The organism is Holdemanella biformis DSM 3989 (assembly GCF_000156655.1).
GTDB classification, from domain to species: Bacteria; Bacillota_I; Bacilli_A; order Erysipelotrichales; family Erysipelotrichaceae; genus Holdemanella; species Holdemanella biformis.
The window spans coordinates 39,302-55,281 of record NZ_DS996848.1 but is presented as its reverse complement, the minus strand read 5'-3'; the positions used below and the strand labels follow the sequence as shown (position 1 = coordinate 55,281).

The window sequence follows — 15,980 nt, the reverse complement described above, 5'->3', positions numbered from 1 at the left end:
GCACAAAAAAAGGATGCCATTTTGACATCCTTTAATTTTACTTAGCAATCAAATCATCCATTGCCTTTTGGAAATGAACTGTTTTGTTGTGAGCATCCTCTTTTGAAGCTCCCTTGATACAATAGTAGAATTTACATTTTGGTTCTGTTCCACTAGGACGTACCGCAATCCAACTTCCATCTTCTAGATAGTATTTTAATACATCGGATTTAGTGAATCCTGTAAGTTCAGTGACTGTATCTCCTTCTTTGATTGTACATTCTTTATAGTCTTCACTACGAACAACTTTCGTACCACCAATTTGGGTTGGAGCATCTTTTCTTAATGTAGCTAGAATTTCTTTTATACGCTTAGCACCTGCTTCGCCCGCTAATGATAAAGCCACTTGACTTTCTTCATATGTTCCATGACGATCATACAAGCTATCTAATACATCGACTAAATCTTTTCCTTGTTCTTTGTAGAATGCACAAGCTTCTGCAAGCATCAAACAAGCTTGAGGCGCATCTTTGTCACGAACGAAAGGTTTGATTAATGAACCATAACTCTCTTCATATCCGAATACATAATTCTTTTCGTGCGTTTTTTCATATTTAGCGACTTTTTCACCAATGAATTTAAATCCTGTCAATGTTTTTTCTGTTGATACACCATAATCAGAAGCTACCTTTTCACCTAGATCACTAGTTACAACTGTATTGAACATTACAGGGTTTTCAGGCATTTTACCTTGTTTTTGAAGCTGTGAACAAATATATTCAATTTCAACAGAACCAGATTGGTTACCAGTTAAAACAACATATTCTCCATTATGCAATACTCCAACACCCATACGATCAGCATCAGGATCACAAACTAAGATCAAATCAGCTTTATTTTCTTTTGCGTATTTCAATGATAATTCATAAGCACCGGCTTGTTCTGGGTTTGGTGTTGGTGTGTTTGAAAAATCAGGATCTGGACTACATTGTTCAACAACTGGAATGCAAGTATATCCTGCACGTTTATAAACTTCTTGTACTGGAATATTTGCCGTACCATGTTCTGGTGAGAATACGATTTTGATATCTTTTTTAACTTCAGGATTTAATTGAATACTCAATACATTCTTGTAGTATTCTTCATCGACATCTTTACCAATGACTGTAATCAATTTCTTTTGTTCCTCTGTACAATTTGCATCAATAGCCAATTCGTCTTCAATTGCGTTTACTTTATCAATAACCTGACTCGCTAAACATGGAATCAATTGACATCCTTTATCATCATACAATTTATAACCATTATATTCTTTTGGATTATGACTCGCTGTGATCATAATACCACCAAAGCAATTTAAGTGACGTACCGCAAAACTTAATTCTGGTGTTGGTCTTAATGATTCAAACACATAAGATTTAATATTATTTTTTGCTAATAAATCAGCGCAGTCAAACGCAAATTCTTTTGACATATGACGATTATCATACCCAATCGCAATACCAGCTTTTCCACCATTATTTTCGTTAATGTAGTTCGCATATCCTTGAGTAGCTTTACGAATTGTATGAATATTAATACGATTTGTTCCTGGACCTAAAAGACCACGCATACCTGCAGTTCCAAATTCAATTGTAGTATAGAATGCATCATTTTTTTCTTCAGCATCCATAGCTTCTAAAACAGGTTTATATTGAGGGGCTAAATTTTCATGGTTCAACCATTTTGAATATCTTTCTTCAACAATAGACATTATTCATTCTCCTTCTTTTCTAACTTTGAAATAAAAAAGTCTCATAAACTATGAGACTTTTCTTAATTAAGCAATGATCTTTTGAGCGCGCAATACTTCTTCGATTGCAGCTACAGCAGCATCTTCATCTTCGCCTGAGCAGCTAATTGTGATTTCTGACTGTGTAGGAATTCCTAAAGACATAACTCCCATGATAGATTTCATGTTTACTTCGCGTCCTTTGAAAGCTACATTGATTTCACTTTTGAATTTACTAGCAGCGTTAACAGCTACAGTTGCTGGACGTGCGTGAAGACCTACTGGATCTACTACAGTTACAGTTACTTGTTTCATAATTATCCTCCTAAATCAAATCTAAATGTATTTTATGACATTTTGCTAAAGAAAACAATACCTAAACGAATTTTTCTGATTCCGCTTCCATAATTGGAATATCTAAACTTTGCAACTTTTGGGCAAAGATACCACTACCAACTATAAGATTCCCATTAAAAGTCCCATCATAAATTAGGGAATATCCACAACTAGGTGATCTTCTTTGTAAAATCGCAAAATCCACTTGTTTTTCTTTCGCTATATTTAGAGCAATTTCTGCTCCTTTGATAAACTGTTTTGTACAATCGTTCCCCTCTTTATCCATAATTTTATCCCCAACTTTTTCACAAGGAATGCGCGGACAAGAAAGTCCACCAAGCATTTCTGGACAAACAGGAACCACTTCATGTTCTTTTAAAAGTTCAACAATTTTCGAATTATAATTGTTCTTCCCATTATACTTACAGTTATATCCTAATAAACATGCACTAACAAGAATTCTCATTAGTCTACTAATTCATCATACAACAAAGAATATGTTTTAGCACTTTGTTGCCATGATACATCTGTGTTTAACGCATTGCGTTGTAACATTTCCCAATCTTCTTTGCGATTATAGTAAACATCACAAGCATAATACAATGTGTGGATCAATTCATTTGAATCGTAGTTCTCAAAACTAAATCCATTTCCTGATTTTTCATATTCATTATATGCATCGACTGTATCTTTTAAACCACCTGTTTCACGAACAAGAGGTAAAGTACCATAACGCATAGAACACAATTGCGAAATACCACATGGTTCAAATAAACTAGGCATCAAGAATAGATCACTTGCCGCATAAATACGGTGTGCCAAACTTTCATTATATCCGTAATAGAAACAAATTTTGCCTTTGTTTCCATCTTCCAATTCGCGGAATTTATTTTCAATTTGACTTTCTCCGCTACCCAAAATAACCAATTGAATAGGAGCAGCACATAATGCATCTAATTGTTCCATCAATAGATAGAATCCTTTTTGCCAAGTTAGACGAGAAACGACTCCAACCATCATAACATCTGGATTTTTTTCCAATCCTAATTCTTCTTGAAGAGCCATTTTTGCCTTTTTCTTTTGAGCCGTAATATTTACCTTATCAAAGTGATAAGGAATTTCTGGATCTGTACTCGGATTCCATAACTGGATATCAATTCCATTTACAATTCCCCACAAATCATATTTACGCATATTCAATACAGCTTCTAAGTGTTCACCATATTGAGGTGATAAAATTTCTTGAGCATAAGTTGGTGATACAGTTGTAACTTTATCTGCATATAAAATACCAGATTTCATGAATGAAATTCCACCATCAAAACGCACATTACCATTGTCTAACAAATAGTATGGTAAGCCTAAACAACTATCTAACATTTCAGGACCAAAGTTTCCTTGATATGCCATGTTGTGAATAGTATATACGAAACGAATAGCACGATATCTAGGATCTGCATCATGTGTTTCTTTTACCATACATGGAATCATACCTGTATGCCAATCATGGCAATGGATAATGTTAGGCCAATAGTTCAACTGATTCAACATTTCGATAACAGCTTTTTGGAAATATCCAAAACGTTCACCATCATCTTGATAACCGTATAATGAATCTCTTTCAAAATAACCTTGATGTTGAATGAAGAAGAAACAAACATTATCTACCACTTTTGAGAATACACGCACCGGTACTTCATGATAATTGATTGAAACTGAGTATTCACAATCAAAGTGAAGTTCATTATAGTATTTATCACTAATTTTCTTATATAAAGGCATTACAACCTTTACTTCATGTCCTCTTTCAGTAAGTGCTTGTGGTAAAGAACCAATAACATCAGCAAGTCCACCTGTCTTAATGAATGGTAATCCTTCCCCAGCAACCATCAAAATTGATGCCATTAAACGTTCTCCCTTCTACCAATATACAAAGGTTGTTCTTCCAAACCTGCTAAATCTTTTTTCTTTGCGATTTTAGAATGTTTGTCAACAATCACATTTTTCAAATGTGCACCATCTGCAATTTCTACATCTGGCATAATGATACAATTTTCAATTAATGCATCTTTTCCAATTTTACAAGAACGACCCACAATCGAATTCTTAACTACACCACTAATTTCACAACCGTTCGAAATTAATGAACCTGTTGCAGTACCACCATTTAAATAAATAGCTGGAGCTGAATCACTTGTACGAGTATATACAGGCCATTCAGGATCATTAATATCTTTCATTTTTTCTTCTGTTAAGAATTGCATATTACTTTCATAATATGATTTCAAATCATTAATAACATAAACGTGTCCACGATAATTCAATCCACGAATATCCATATCTACACATTTGTCATTCAAAATATCTTTAAACCAATACATTGAACTTGTTTCTTGAGCTTCTTCAACTAATGTTTTGAAGATTTCCTTTGACATAATGTATGTTTGTAAAGATAAATATCTAGATTTATAGTTACCTAAATTTTGTTCAATACTCAATACACCACGTTGTTTATTCATTTGAAGAACATCACATCCAATGTAGTTTTCTTTTGCGTTATCAACATGTTGATATAAAACAGAAACTTCTGCACCACTTTCAATATGTTGTTTTAATAGTTCTTCATAATTTCCTTTATAAAGCATGTTAGCAGGAGCAATCACAACATAATCATTGTGGTTTTCCATAACTGCATGAATATTTTCTGCATAACATGAAATATCTGTAGTAAAACGTGAAGTTCCACCATCTGTATATACAGGCACTAACGATAAGTGTCCATGTTTTGAGTTTATATTATAGTGACGACCTGTTCCAACATGATCAATTAAAGAACGAGGATTTCCATTTACATAAATTTGGATATCATCAATTCCTGAATTTGACATATTTGAAATCGCAAAGTCAACTAAACGATAACGCCCTAAAAAGCTAAATCCAGCGATTGGACGATATTTTTGCATACCTTCTACATATACAGAAGAATCATTGTAAGTAATTATTCCTAAAGCGTTACACATAATTATTCACCCTTCTTTACTCTTTTTGAAATCAATACGATTTCTTCACTGTCTGGACTACCAACAACAGCACCATCATCAATTTTTACACCATCCGCAACAATTGCACGATAGATTTTTGCGCCTTTACCAACTTTAACATTCGGCATTAATACAGCTTGAGATACAAATGCATCTTCATCAATATCAACATTATTAAATAATACGGAATCCACTGCATGTCCTCTAATGACAGCACCTTGGTTAATATAACAATGTTCTACTTTTCCAGTTGGACCTACATAGTGAGGTAAAGTTGGAATATCTTCTGTATAAATTTTCCAATTTGGATCATCCAAATTCAATTCATTATTTTTGTTTAACAAATCCATGTTAGCTTCCCACAATGAATCAATTGTACCAACATCTTTCCAATATCCTTCAAATTTGTAAGCATATAAACGCTTATCTGCATTTAAGAAGTTAGGAATAATATCTTTACCAAAGTCATGGTGAGAGCCTTCTGCAGTCATGTCCAAAATCAATGCTTTACGCAATTGTTTCCAGTTAAAGATATAAATACCCATACTTGCTAAATTACTTTTTGGATGTTCTGGCTTTTCTTCAAATTCAACAATTCTTCCTTCATCATCCGTATTCATAATACCAAAACGGCTTGCTTCTTTCATTGGAACTGGAAGTACTGCAATTGTACAATCAGCATTGTTTGCCTTATGACAAGATAACATATCCGCATAATCCATTTTATAGATGTGGTCACCTGAAAGGATCAATACATATTCAGGATCAAACTTGTCAATAAAGTCAATGTTTTGAGTAATGGCATCTGCCGTTCCTTGATAAACGTCAAATTTTGTTCCATCTTTTTCACGTGGTGGTAGAACATAAACTCCGCTTCCACGTGCATCAAGTCCCCATCTTTGTCCAGCGCCAGCGTAAGCATTTAATTCTACAGACTCATACTGCGTTAAAACACCTACAACGTTGATATCTGAATTCGCACAGTTACTTAGTGGGAAATCGATAATACGATATTTTCCTCCGAAATAAACAGCCGGCTTCGCATTCTTTTTAGTTAGTTCTAAAAGACGTGTACCGCGGCCACCCGCTAAAATCATGGCGAGCATATTATTCTGTTTCATAATCATCCTCCTAATAATACTCTTTATATAACTAAAGTATAGCACTTTTTCAAATAAAATCTACTTATTTAAGGAAATTTGTATGCGTTTTCAAATCACTATAAAAAAAGACAAATCATTCTCTGACTTGTCTTTGTAAAGCATAAATTGACTCATTTTGGTTTACTATATAGGAGATAGCACATACTACAAAGAAGAACGGAAAATATTGATATCCAAATACTTCCATACCTATCGCAATCGGCGCTAAAAAGGTATTCGTCGCAGCACCAAAAACACTACAATATCCCAAAGATGCGACAAATAAAGGGTTTAATCCAAAAACAGGCGCAATTATAACTCCTAGACTTGACCCAATCGCAAATAATGGTGTAACTTCTCCACCTTGAAAACCAGCTGATAAAGTTAAAATTGTTAAAATAAATTTTAAGATCCAATCATAACTATATATCTTTTCAGATGTAAAAGATCCCACAATCAAGTTTTCACCAACCCCAGAATAACGACACTTGCCAAATACAAACAATAAAATCGCAACAATAATACCCATCATAAAAATGCGTTTATAGGGATTCGTAATTTTATTTGTGACAAAAGCCTTGGTATGTTTTAAGAAATACGCAAATAAACCACCAACCATACCAAACAAAATACCTAACACTAATAATTTTATAGATAATTCCATATTTAGTTCGGCAACATTTCCTATCTTGAAAGTACTTTTGTGTAATCCAAACAAACCAGAAACATAAGCTGCCGTAAAACTAGCCGGAATTGCACATGACATAGCTCGATATTTTAAGGTTCCCGCAACAAGTACTTCTAAGGCAAAGAAAATAGCCGTAATTGGAGTCCCAAATAAACCGGCAAAACCAGCTGCCATACCTGCAACCATGAAGATGACACCACTATTTTTAAAACGAAAATACTTACCAAAATAATGGGATACAGTCGCTCCAATCTGCATTGCAACTCCTTCTCGACCAGCACTACCACCAAAGAAATGCGTGATCCATGTCGATACAACCATAAACGGTGCCATACGAAGAGGAATCCAATCACTCTTTCCTTGATCAACTTCAAAGACAAGCCCCATACCTTTTCTTGAGATTCTTCCCCAATGATCAAACAAGAACACAATTGCTAAACCAGCAAACGGAAGTCCTACTAACATAACACATCCCATATGTTCTCTAAAATTTAAGATCCATTCTAGACCTTTGCCAAAAACAACTTCACAAATCGCAACAATTGCGCCAATAAAAATTCCGCAAAAACACTTTAATACGATTTCATCATATACTTTAAATGATTCTCTTAATTTCTCTTTATACATACATTTATTATAAGAAAACAGATTGTTTATTTCAACAATCTGTTATCATTTTTACATTTCCGTTACAATTCTATTTCATTTTTCCACAAACCATGCAAGTTACAATACTCATACACAGTTACTTTGCCTGTTCTTCCTTTTGGATCGAAAACATATTCTGGTTTCATTCCTGGTACTAGTCCTGCACGATCCACAGTTCCATCACTATATTCAACCCAGATATTTGTGATATAGTGTGCTTCTAACATTGGATGTTCGACACTTCCAACTACAACTTTAAGTTTATTATCTTCTACACTTACTTGTGGAACATGTTTTTCTTGTGCCGCATCCACTTCACCAGCTTTTAATTCACGATACCCATTAGGAACAACATCCATCAACAATCCTTCAACAACACTACCGTTTTCTAAATTTTTAAAGATTTTCATAAGTATTCCTCCTGTTCTTCTATTGACATTATGCCACACATCATTAAAATATTCTATTGATATGCTCATAAAAGATATAAATGAAAACTACATGCGCTATACAACAACTTCTCAAGAAATCTTTGAGACTTTTTGTATTTCAAAAACACATAAAAAGCATCTTAAAATAGATGAAGAGAAAAAGACGATTTATTTTAATTACCCAGAAAAAGATGTTGAAATAAATTATGAACCGGTTGACATTTTATACGAAAATACCTTTTTGATTGTAGCCTTTAAACCTCCATTTTTATTGGTTCACGATGACGGAAACAACCAAGACACTCTACAAGCTCGAGTCAATGGATATTTACAATTAAACCAAAACAAATATCCCGCTCAAGCGATCCATCGAATCGATTATGAAACAAGTGGTTTAGTCTTATTTTGTAAGCATCCATTCTTTCAGGCATATTGCGATAAAAACATGGAAGAGCACCATATAAAAAAAGAATATATTGCCTTAGTACAAGGTCATACAAATTATAAAAATAAAAAGATCATTTCAAATATCGCAAGAGATCGTCATAATGCCAAGAAAATGATCATTCATCCAAATGGAAAAGAAAGTGTTTCAATATTTAATACACTTAAAAATTATAAAGATTGTTCATTAATTCAAGTAACGATTCTTACCGGAAGAAAACATCAAATCCGTGTTCAATGTGCTTCTTTGAACCATCCCATTTTAAACGATTCTCTATATGGAGGTAAAAAAATTGATAATACAGGACTTTTACTTCAAAGTCATCATATTCAATTTAATGATGTAGATATTACTTGTCCTCAAGAAAAAAGATTCATTAGAAAATAGAAAATCGTATATCCTTTCAAAACGGCAATCCATACACCAATTGCCAAACACGATATATAGGGAAGGATATGCTTTTTTTTATATAAAATCCAAAGTATTCCAAGTAAAACACTAATATATAAAGCTACAAGCATTCTTTCTATGCCCAAATAAAATCCAAAAAAAGCCAAATAACACACATCCGCACTGCCAATCCAATCGGATTTAATCAATTTAATGGTTCCACTGACAAAAAGAAAAGCTAGACTTGTACAGACTCGATTTAATAATGGCACATAACTTGAACAAAAGAATAAAAAAAGTAACGATGGAAAAATCCAATACTTTTCAATATACATCGTTTCATAGTCTTTTTTGGCAAGAAAATACAAGAATAAAATGAAATAAACAGTCGATAGTTGAATTGGTTTTATTAAAAATGTAATTATAAACATAAATAAAAGAGTCTTCATACTTTCAGTATAAAGACTCAATGTGAATTTATTATTAACAATTTGCAGTTTGTACAAAATCTGCATCATTTGGTTTCTTTTTGTATACGATTTTTAATAAGATTGGTGTAATAACCGTTGTGAATACGACACACAATAATACCGGAGTCACAAAGACCTCAGGTAAAATACCTAATGCCATACCTTTATTTGCGACAATCAAGGCAACTTCTCCACGACTAATCATACCACATCCAATACGAATAGCTTGTGTAGGTGTATATTTACATGCAATAGCACCTAAACCACATCCAACAATTTTTGTCAAAACGGCAACCACACATAATACAATAACTAACTCAATAAGTTTGGCATTCCATGTGATTGGAGAAAGTTTTAATCCAATACTCGCAAAGAATACAGGTGTAATCAACATATAAGATAATGTTGAAATACGTTTTGTGACATAATCACATTGTCTTGTACCAGAAAGAATCAATCCGGCCACAAAACTACCAGTGATATCTGCAACACCAAAGAAGGCTTCTGAACAGAAGGCCATAATCAATGCGAACGCAAAAGATACGATTGAATATCTTTGTAGTCCACCACATGAATCATGTTCAAACCACCATGAGAATACTTTGTGTAAAATCACACCTACAACAACGGCAAACACAAAGAATAATAAGATTTTAAACATAACAACACCAATATTAACTGAACTATCAGCCATACCTGTTACTAATGTTAAACAAATAATACCTAAAACATCATCAATGACAGCGGCTGCTAGAATCGCATTTCCACTTTCTGTAGACATACATCCCATTTCTTTTAATGTTTCTACCGTAATACCAACACTTGTAGCTGTTAAAATAACACCTAAGAATAAGTTGTGTAACCATGCATCTGGTCCAACATTATAGAATCCACCAACCACGTATCCAATAGCTAATGGAACCAACACACCAAGTGTCGCAATAATAAATGCTTTTAGTCCTGCTTTCTTTAAATCTGTTATGCTTGTTTCAAGACCAGCCGCAAACATTAAGACGATAACACCAATTTCCGATAAAGATTCAATTAACTTACTTGGCTCAACTATATTTAATACCGCAGGCCCTAAAACGATTCCTGCGATCAATGCACCTACTACAGATGGCATACGTAATCGACGAGAAAAAAGTCCAAAGGCTTTTGTCATTAATAAAATTAAGGCAATATCTAATAGATATCGATATTCTTGCATATTCATACCCTCCTACTATGCTCTTGGAATTTCAAACACCGTTTGTTGAAGTGGCAAATCTACTTCATGAAATTCCAACCGATATGCCATCAATTCTATCGGCCTTTTCTTTCCATGATATCCATATTTGACGTCACCCAACAAAGGATGTTGTATGTGCCCCATTAAAGCACGAATCTGATGAAATCTTCCTGTATGAAGAGTAATTGTACATATTGAATTCTCGCCATCATCTCTTTCAACATGTACATCCATTAATGCTTTTTGATAGCCTTCTAATTTTTTATCACTTACCTTCGCAATTGTATTTTCTTTGCGAATGTAATAACACATAGTAAAATCTTTTTGTTCAAAAGTACCCACAACATGGGCTCGATACATCTTTTGAATCGTACGATTTGCGATTGCCTCATTTACTTTTCTTAAAGCATTCGCATTTTTTGCAGCAATCACTAGACCCGTTGTATTTCGATCTAATCTATGACAAATACTAGGCGCAAAAGAATGTTCCTTATTAGGATCATATTCGTTTTTCTCCATTAAATATGCCTGCACACGATTCACTAGACAATCTTGATTTTGACTTTGATCACTCTGTGATAATAAGCCATATGGCTTATTCACAATTAAGATATTTTCATCTTCATAAATGACATCTAATTTCGATGATATATAATTTGTTTCCACTTTTTTCTCTTCTAAAACATCCGGAGGTAAAAACAATAGAATACTATCATTTTCCTGGATTTTCTGATCAAAAGTACAACGCTTGCGATTTACTTTGATTTTTTTATTTCGAATCGCCTTATACATCATTGACTTGCCTAGCTTAGGAAAAGTTTTCATTAAAAACTTATCTAATCTTTGATTCGCATCATTTTGATTGATCTTAATCTCTTTCATAAATAAAATCCAAACTTTCCATTAAACTGTCCATAACCGGTACATTCACACTTTCTAAAGTCTTACGATTTTGATGCCCTGTTGTCACCAAGATACATTTGGCATCAATACTTTTTGCGACTTCATAATCATGAACGCTATCTCCTACAAAATAAATTTCATCATCTTGGCTGCATGTTTGTTTAAACGCATGGGCTAATTCCACTTTACTTTTCGCATAGATATCATTGATTCCATAAATGGAATCAAATAAAGTATCTACATTTAAATTTTGCATTTGTTTTAGAAGATAATCCATCTTGCTTGCAGAAAGTACAGTTTGTGAAAAACCTAAACGCTTAGCCTTTTCTACAACATTCAATACATCCGCATGTAAATTACAATCATAACTTTTTTCTTGATAATCTTCCATATATTCGTGAGCCAATATGGAAAAAGGTATTTTATCAAAATTAAAGCCAACCCTTTTATAATAATCCTCTATTGGAAATGTAAATACTTCTCGATATTGATTTAAAGTGCTTAACGGCTGTAGTTCATGATTCACTAAAAGTCGGTTGATACATGAAAAGCATAAATCAACATCATCTAACAAAGTTCCGTTCCAATCCCATACAATTTTTACCAAACAATTCACCCCGCACGGTATTATATCACTATTAGAAAAAAATAATAATATTTTATACTAATTAAAACTTTCACAAATAGACTTTTTACTATATAATATTGTATGAGTCTATATGAGGAATAAAAATAGGAGGAAATATGAGAGGAATTTATAACTCGGTAACTGACCTTCGTCGTCAGGTCTTTACTGCCATCGCTTCAATGGCGTACGATGACAATACAGATTATTCGAAACGTATGGAAGAGATTCCATATGAAATTTTACCTGGTACAAAAGCAAAATATCGTGACAGCATCTTTCTAGAACGTGCAATCATTGGCGAAAGATTACGTTTAGGTATGGGTTTACCTGTTCGTGACATTACTGAATATACGAATGTTTCTGATGGAATTGAAGAAAGTACGATTGCTAAAAAATACTATGATGATCCACTTATCAACATTATTAAATTTGCATGTAATGCATGTCCAGAAAAGAAAGTATTTGTAACAAACGCTTGTCAAGGATGTTTATCACACCAATGTACAGAAGTTTGTCCAAAAGACGCGATTCATATCGTAAATGGTAAAAGCTGTATTGATCAAGAAAAATGTATTAAATGTGGACGTTGTATGGATGCATGTCCTTATCACGCAATCACTAAATTAGAACGTCCATGTGCTGCTAGCTGCGGTATGGATGCAATTAAATCCGATGCAGATGGAAAAGCAGAAATTGATTATGATAAATGCGTTAGTTGTGGAATGTGTCTAGTTAACTGCCCATTTGGAGCTATCGTTGATAAAGGACAGATTTTCCAAACAATTTATGCCATGAAAGAGGGTTATGAAGTCATTGCAGCTGTTGCCCCTGCTTTCGTTGGTCAATTTGGTCCAGCTGTAACTCCAGATAAAGTAAAAGCTGCATTAAAAGCTGTAGGTTTTGCGGATGTTGTAGAAGTTGCGATTGGTGCTGACTTATGTACAATTGAAGAAGCGGAAGACTTCTTAGAGAAAGTTCCTGAAAAACAACCATTTATGGCTACAAGTTGCTGTCCTGCATGGTCAGTTATGGCGAAGAAAAACTTCCCTGACTTTGCACCATATATTTCAATGGCATTAACTCCAATGGTATTAACAGGTCGTTTGATCAAAAAAGAAAAACCAAACGCTAAAGTTGTATTCATCGGTCCTTGTGCTGCTAAGAAATTGGAAGCAAGCCGTAAATCAATCCGCAGTGATATTGACTTCGTATTAACTTTTGAGGAAGTTATGGGTATGTTCAATGCGAAAGGTATTGAATTAGACCAAATCACTACTTCAGATCCATTAACAGAAGGAACTAATGCAGGTCGTGGATTTGCCGTGAGTGGTGGTGTTGCCAAAGCTGTTAAAGATTTAATCCTAAAAGAACATCCTGGAACTGAAGTTAAAGTTCAAGCTGCTGAAGGATTAAAGAACTGTAAAACAATGTTGATGATGGCAAAAGCCGGAAGACTAAACGGATACCTACTAGAAGGTATGGCATGTCCTGGTGGATGTGTTGCAGGTGCTGGTACTTTACAACCAATCAACAAATCAAGTGCATTAGTTAAAAAATATGCTACTGAAAACGATAAAAAAGATGCAGATGAATCTGCATATGGAGATCGTCTTCACGAACTAAGTGAACATTAATCAAAGACGTCCTTAAAATGGACGTCTTTTTTTGATATAATTTTTAATGGAAATGAGGTATCAACATGCATCGTTATTCATATTATAAAACGGCTGCCTGTACTCCTGAAGTCTTCATTGGAGATCCACAGGCAAACAAAGAAGAAATTTTAAAATGTATTCAAGAATTGGATTCAGATACACAACTTGTTGTATTTCCAGAACTATGTATTACTGGATATACATGTCAAGATTTATTCTATGAACACACATTATTAAATAAAGCAAAACAAGTTCTATTTGAAATTGTCGAAGAACTACCAGAAAACCTTGTTGCAGTCTTAGGCTTACCTTTAGAAATTGATAATAAGCTTTATAACTGCGCTGCCATTTGTTTCAACCATGATATTCTAGGTATTCAAGTAAAAACATATATTCCAAGCTACAACGAATTCTATGAAACAAGATGGTTCTCAAGTGCTAGTGAATTGAAAGAAAACACAACATTTACTTATAAAAATAAAAAAGTACCTGTTTCAAATCATATCGTATTTAAAGATACTACAACATCTGCTTGTTTAGGTATTGAAATATGTGAAGATCTATGGGTGACTATTCCAGTAAGTTCAACCCATGCACTAGCTGGAGCAAATATATTATGTAATCTAAGTGCTTCCAATGAAATCATCTCAAAAGCGAATTACAGAAGAAATTTAGTCAAATATCAGAGTGCTAAATGTTATGCAGGCTATATATATGCCAGTGCCGGCCCAACAGAAAGTTCAAGTGATTTGGTTTTCTCTGGACACAATTTAATTTGTGAAAACGGGGCTATCTTAAATGAGACAAAAACAGATAAGATCATTTATGGTCAAATTGATTTAGACCACTTAAATCATGATCGTCTACACTATAAGACAAGCATGCAAGATTTATTTCATGTAAATTATACAACCGTAGATTTCGCATCAAAACCAATCCATGAAATTGAATTCAATCGTTATATTGATGCTTATCCTTTTGTTCCAAATAATCAAGATGAAAGAATTACGCGTTGTTTAGAAATCTTACATATTCAAGCACAAGGCTTAGCAACACGTCTTTCTAAGATTCATTGTAAAGATGTTGTGATTGGAATTAGTGGTGGTTTGGATTCTACTTTAGCTTTACTTGTATGTCATGAAGCCTTTAAAATCAATAATTATGATTCAAAAGGAATTCATGCGATCACAATGCCTGGTTTTGGAACAACAAAACGTACTAAATCCAATGCGCAAATCTTAATGGACCTACTTCATGTATCTAGTGAAGAAATTTCTATTGTGGATGGTGTAAACCAACACTTTAAAGATATTCACCACGATCCAGAAGTTCATAATATTACGTATGAAAACTCACAAGCTCGTGAAAGAACACAAATTCTTATGGATTTAAGCAATGCTTACAATGCGATTGTTGTAGGTACTGGAGATTTAAGTGAACTTGCTCTAGGATGGTGTACATATAATGGAGATCACATGAGTATGTATGCAGTCAATGCCAGTGTTCCTAAGACACTTGTTCGTTATATTGTTGAAAGTGTTGCCTTAAAAGATGAAGTATTACATGATGTATTGATGGATATTTGTGATACACCAGTATCTCCAGAGCTTTTACCACCAGATAAAAATGGTAAGATTGCTCAAAAAACAGAAGAAGTATTAGGTTCTTATGATCTACATGATTTCTTCTTATATCAAATGTTAAGACATCACGATGAACCAAAGAAAATCTATGATTTAGCTTGTGTTGCATTTAAAGATGTAGAAAAGGAAACAATAAAAAAGGCCATCATAACATTCTACAATCGTTTCTTTACCCAACAATTCAAAAGAAATTGTATGCCTGATGGTGTTAAGGTTGGATCCATTTGTTTCTCACCTAGAGGTGATTGGAGAATGCCTAGCGATGCATCAAGAAATCTATGGACAAAGCAAGTGGAGGAAATTTAGTTCCCCCACTTTTCTTTATGCTTTATCCATATTATTTGAAAAAATATCAGCCACTTCACTCATGATAATATAAGCTTTAGAATCAATTTCATGAACTTGTTCTTTCATTCGATTCACTTGGTATCGGTTGACTATACAAAATAGACAATGGATTTAAGCCTTTTTGAATAACCACCCGTGGCATCCACTCTGGTAACGCCACTTTCCAAAGTATCACTTAATGCTTCACATATTTCGTTTGGATACTCAGATACAATCATGGCACATTTAGCT

17 protein-coding genes are annotated in these 15,980 nt (G+C 33.8%); 3 read left to right on the top strand and 14 right to left on the bottom strand.

Annotated elements, in window-relative coordinates; genetic code table 11:
* Positions 1–37 precede the first annotated feature (37 nt).
* The 8 genes from EUBIFOR_RS10430 to EUBIFOR_RS10395 form a co-directional block, all read right to left on the bottom strand.
* Positions 38–1,732: a phospho-sugar mutase gene (locus EUBIFOR_RS10430; protein WP_003866018.1), complete on the bottom strand. Its 1,695-nt coding sequence runs from the start codon at positions 1,730–1,732 to the stop codon at positions 38–40.
* Positions 1,733–1,798: 66 nt separating this feature from the next.
* Positions 1,799–2,065 (bottom strand): phosphocarrier protein HPr, encoded by a 267-nt coding sequence (locus tag EUBIFOR_RS10425; RefSeq protein WP_003866017.1) that lies wholly within the window; start codon positions 2,063–2,065, stop codon positions 1,799–1,801.
* 61 nt (positions 2,066–2,126) lie between these two features.
* Positions 2,127–2,552, bottom strand: coding sequence for a 2-thiouracil desulfurase family protein (locus EUBIFOR_RS10420; RefSeq protein ID WP_003866016.1), 426 nt, complete (start codon positions 2,550–2,552; stop codon positions 2,127–2,129).
* A complete protein-coding gene (glgA, locus tag EUBIFOR_RS10415; RefSeq protein ID WP_003866015.1) occupies positions 2,552–3,991 on the bottom strand; it encodes a glycogen synthase GlgA in 1,440 nt (479 codons plus the stop codon). The genes EUBIFOR_RS10420 and glgA overlap by 1 nt, the downstream gene beginning before the upstream one ends.
* Positions 3,991–5,106, bottom strand: a complete 1,116-nt coding sequence (gene glgD, locus EUBIFOR_RS10410; RefSeq protein ID WP_003866014.1) for a glucose-1-phosphate adenylyltransferase subunit GlgD — start codon at positions 5,104–5,106, stop codon at positions 3,991–3,993. Before glgD ends, glgA begins: the two co-directional genes overlap by 1 nt.
* 2 nt (positions 5,107–5,108) lie before the next feature.
* A complete protein-coding gene (locus tag EUBIFOR_RS10405) occupies positions 5,109–6,248 on the bottom strand; it encodes a glucose-1-phosphate adenylyltransferase (protein WP_040466501.1) in 1,140 nt (379 codons plus the stop codon).
* A 115-nt stretch (positions 6,249–6,363) separates the two neighbouring features.
* Positions 6,364–7,584 (bottom strand): chloride channel protein, encoded by a 1,221-nt coding sequence (locus EUBIFOR_RS10400; protein WP_003866012.1) that lies wholly within the window; start codon positions 7,582–7,584, stop codon positions 6,364–6,366.
* Between the two features lie 62 nt (positions 7,585–7,646).
* Positions 7,647–8,015 (bottom strand): desulfoferrodoxin family protein, encoded by a 369-nt coding sequence (locus EUBIFOR_RS10395; RefSeq protein ID WP_040466500.1) that lies wholly within the window; start codon positions 8,013–8,015, stop codon positions 7,647–7,649.
* Positions 8,016–8,106: 91 nt separating this feature from the next.
* Here EUBIFOR_RS10395 and EUBIFOR_RS10390 point away from each other — a divergent pair, with 91 nt between their 5' ends.
* Complete coding sequence (locus EUBIFOR_RS10390; protein WP_003866010.1) at positions 8,107–8,868, top strand: pseudouridine synthase family protein; 762 nt, start codon at positions 8,107–8,109, stop codon at positions 8,866–8,868.
* On the opposite strand, the gene EUBIFOR_RS10385 is transcribed toward EUBIFOR_RS10390, so the two are convergent.
* Genes EUBIFOR_RS10385 through EUBIFOR_RS10370 form a run of 4 tightly spaced genes read right to left on the bottom strand, consistent with a single transcriptional unit; the run spans position 8,841 to position 12,082 of the window.
* The gene (locus EUBIFOR_RS10385; protein ID WP_208853815.1) at positions 8,841–9,302 is read right to left on the bottom strand and encodes a prepilin peptidase; all 462 of its coding nucleotides are present in this window, start codon (positions 9,300–9,302) and stop codon (positions 8,841–8,843) included. The genes EUBIFOR_RS10390 and EUBIFOR_RS10385 overlap by 28 nt on opposite strands.
* Before the next feature lie 52 nt (positions 9,303–9,354).
* On the bottom strand, positions 9,355–10,551 hold the full coding sequence (locus EUBIFOR_RS10380; protein WP_003866008.1) for a cation:proton antiporter: 1,197 nt from the start codon (positions 10,549–10,551) through the stop codon (positions 9,355–9,357).
* Positions 10,552–10,566: 15 nt separating this feature from the next.
* Positions 10,567–11,454: an RluA family pseudouridine synthase gene (locus tag EUBIFOR_RS10375; RefSeq protein WP_003866007.1), complete on the bottom strand. Its 888-nt coding sequence runs from the start codon at positions 11,452–11,454 to the stop codon at positions 10,567–10,569.
* The gene (locus EUBIFOR_RS10370; RefSeq protein WP_003866006.1) at positions 11,441–12,082 is read right to left on the bottom strand and encodes an HAD family hydrolase; all 642 of its coding nucleotides are present in this window, start codon (positions 12,080–12,082) and stop codon (positions 11,441–11,443) included. Before EUBIFOR_RS10370 ends, EUBIFOR_RS10375 begins: the two co-directional genes overlap by 14 nt.
* 137 nt (positions 12,083–12,219) lie before the next feature.
* On the opposite strand from EUBIFOR_RS10370, the gene EUBIFOR_RS10365 reads away from it, so the two are divergent.
* On the top strand, positions 12,220–13,737 hold the full coding sequence (locus tag EUBIFOR_RS10365) for a 4Fe-4S dicluster domain-containing protein (protein ID WP_003866005.1): 1,518 nt from the start codon (positions 12,220–12,222) through the stop codon (positions 13,735–13,737).
* 65 nt (positions 13,738–13,802) lie between these two features.
* Positions 13,803–15,707, top strand: a complete 1,905-nt coding sequence (locus EUBIFOR_RS10360) for an NAD(+) synthase (protein WP_003866004.1) — start codon at positions 13,803–13,805, stop codon at positions 15,705–15,707.
* A 15-nt stretch (positions 15,708–15,722) separates the two neighbouring features.
* Here EUBIFOR_RS10360 and EUBIFOR_RS13185 read toward each other — a convergent pair whose 3' ends face one another.
* Complete coding sequence (locus tag EUBIFOR_RS13185; RefSeq protein ID WP_208853814.1) at positions 15,723–15,815, bottom strand: hypothetical protein; 93 nt, start codon at positions 15,813–15,815, stop codon at positions 15,723–15,725.
* Positions 15,816–15,838: 23 nt separating this feature from the next.
* Positions 15,839–15,967 carry a hypothetical protein gene (locus tag EUBIFOR_RS13470; RefSeq protein ID WP_003866003.1) on the bottom strand — a complete coding sequence of 43 codons (129 nt, stop codon included), beginning with the start codon at positions 15,965–15,967 and terminating at the stop codon, positions 15,839–15,841.
* Positions 15,968–15,980 lie beyond the last annotated feature (13 nt).

What these genes read in the sequence shown, in the direction of transcription:
- EUBIFOR_RS10430 (WP_003866018.1), bottom strand. Translation starts at nt 1,732, where the DNA reads ATGTCTATTGTTGAAGAAAGATATTCAAAATGGTTGAACCATGAAAAT.
- EUBIFOR_RS10425 (WP_003866017.1), bottom strand. Translation starts at nt 2,065, where the DNA reads ATGAAACAAGTAACTGTAACTGTAGTAGATCCAGTAGGTCTTCACGCA.
- EUBIFOR_RS10420 (WP_003866016.1), bottom strand. Translation starts at nt 2,552, where the DNA reads ATGAGAATTCTTGTTAGTGCATGTTTATTAGGATATAACTGTAAGTAT.
- glgA (WP_003866015.1), bottom strand. Translation starts at nt 3,991, where the DNA reads ATGGCATCAATTTTGATGGTTGCTGGGGAAGGATTACCATTCATTAAG.
- glgD (WP_003866014.1), bottom strand. Translation starts at nt 5,106, where the DNA reads ATGTGTAACGCTTTAGGAATAATTACTTACAATGATTCTTCTGTATAT.
- EUBIFOR_RS10405 (WP_040466501.1), bottom strand. Translation starts at nt 6,248, where the DNA reads ATGAAACAGAATAATATGCTCGCCATGATTTTAGCGGGTGGCCGCGGT.
- EUBIFOR_RS10400 (WP_003866012.1), bottom strand. Translation starts at nt 7,584, where the DNA reads ATGTATAAAGAGAAATTAAGAGAATCATTTAAAGTATATGATGAAATC.
- EUBIFOR_RS10395 (WP_040466500.1), bottom strand. Translation starts at nt 8,015, where the DNA reads ATGAAAATCTTTAAAAATTTAGAAAACGGTAGTGTTGTTGAAGGATTG.
- EUBIFOR_RS10390 (WP_003866010.1), top strand. Translation starts at nt 8,107, where the DNA reads ATGCGCTATACAACAACTTCTCAAGAAATCTTTGAGACTTTTTGTATT.
- EUBIFOR_RS10385 (WP_208853815.1), bottom strand. Translation starts at nt 9,302, where the DNA reads ATGTTTATAATTACATTTTTAATAAAACCAATTCAACTATCGACTGTT.
- EUBIFOR_RS10380 (WP_003866008.1), bottom strand. Translation starts at nt 10,551, where the DNA reads ATGCAAGAATATCGATATCTATTAGATATTGCCTTAATTTTATTAATG.
- EUBIFOR_RS10375 (WP_003866007.1), bottom strand. Translation starts at nt 11,454, where the DNA reads ATGAAAGAGATTAAGATCAATCAAAATGATGCGAATCAAAGATTAGAT.
- EUBIFOR_RS10365 (WP_003866005.1), top strand. Translation starts at nt 12,220, where the DNA reads ATGAGAGGAATTTATAACTCGGTAACTGACCTTCGTCGTCAGGTCTTT.
- EUBIFOR_RS10360 (WP_003866004.1), top strand. Translation starts at nt 13,803, where the DNA reads ATGCATCGTTATTCATATTATAAAACGGCTGCCTGTACTCCTGAAGTC.
- EUBIFOR_RS13185 (WP_208853814.1), bottom strand. Translation starts at nt 15,815, where the DNA reads ATGAAAGAACAAGTTCATGAAATTGATTCTAAAGCTTATATTATCATG.
- EUBIFOR_RS13470 (WP_003866003.1), bottom strand. Translation starts at nt 15,967, where the DNA reads ATGATTGTATCTGAGTATCCAAACGAAATATGTGAAGCATTAAGTGAT.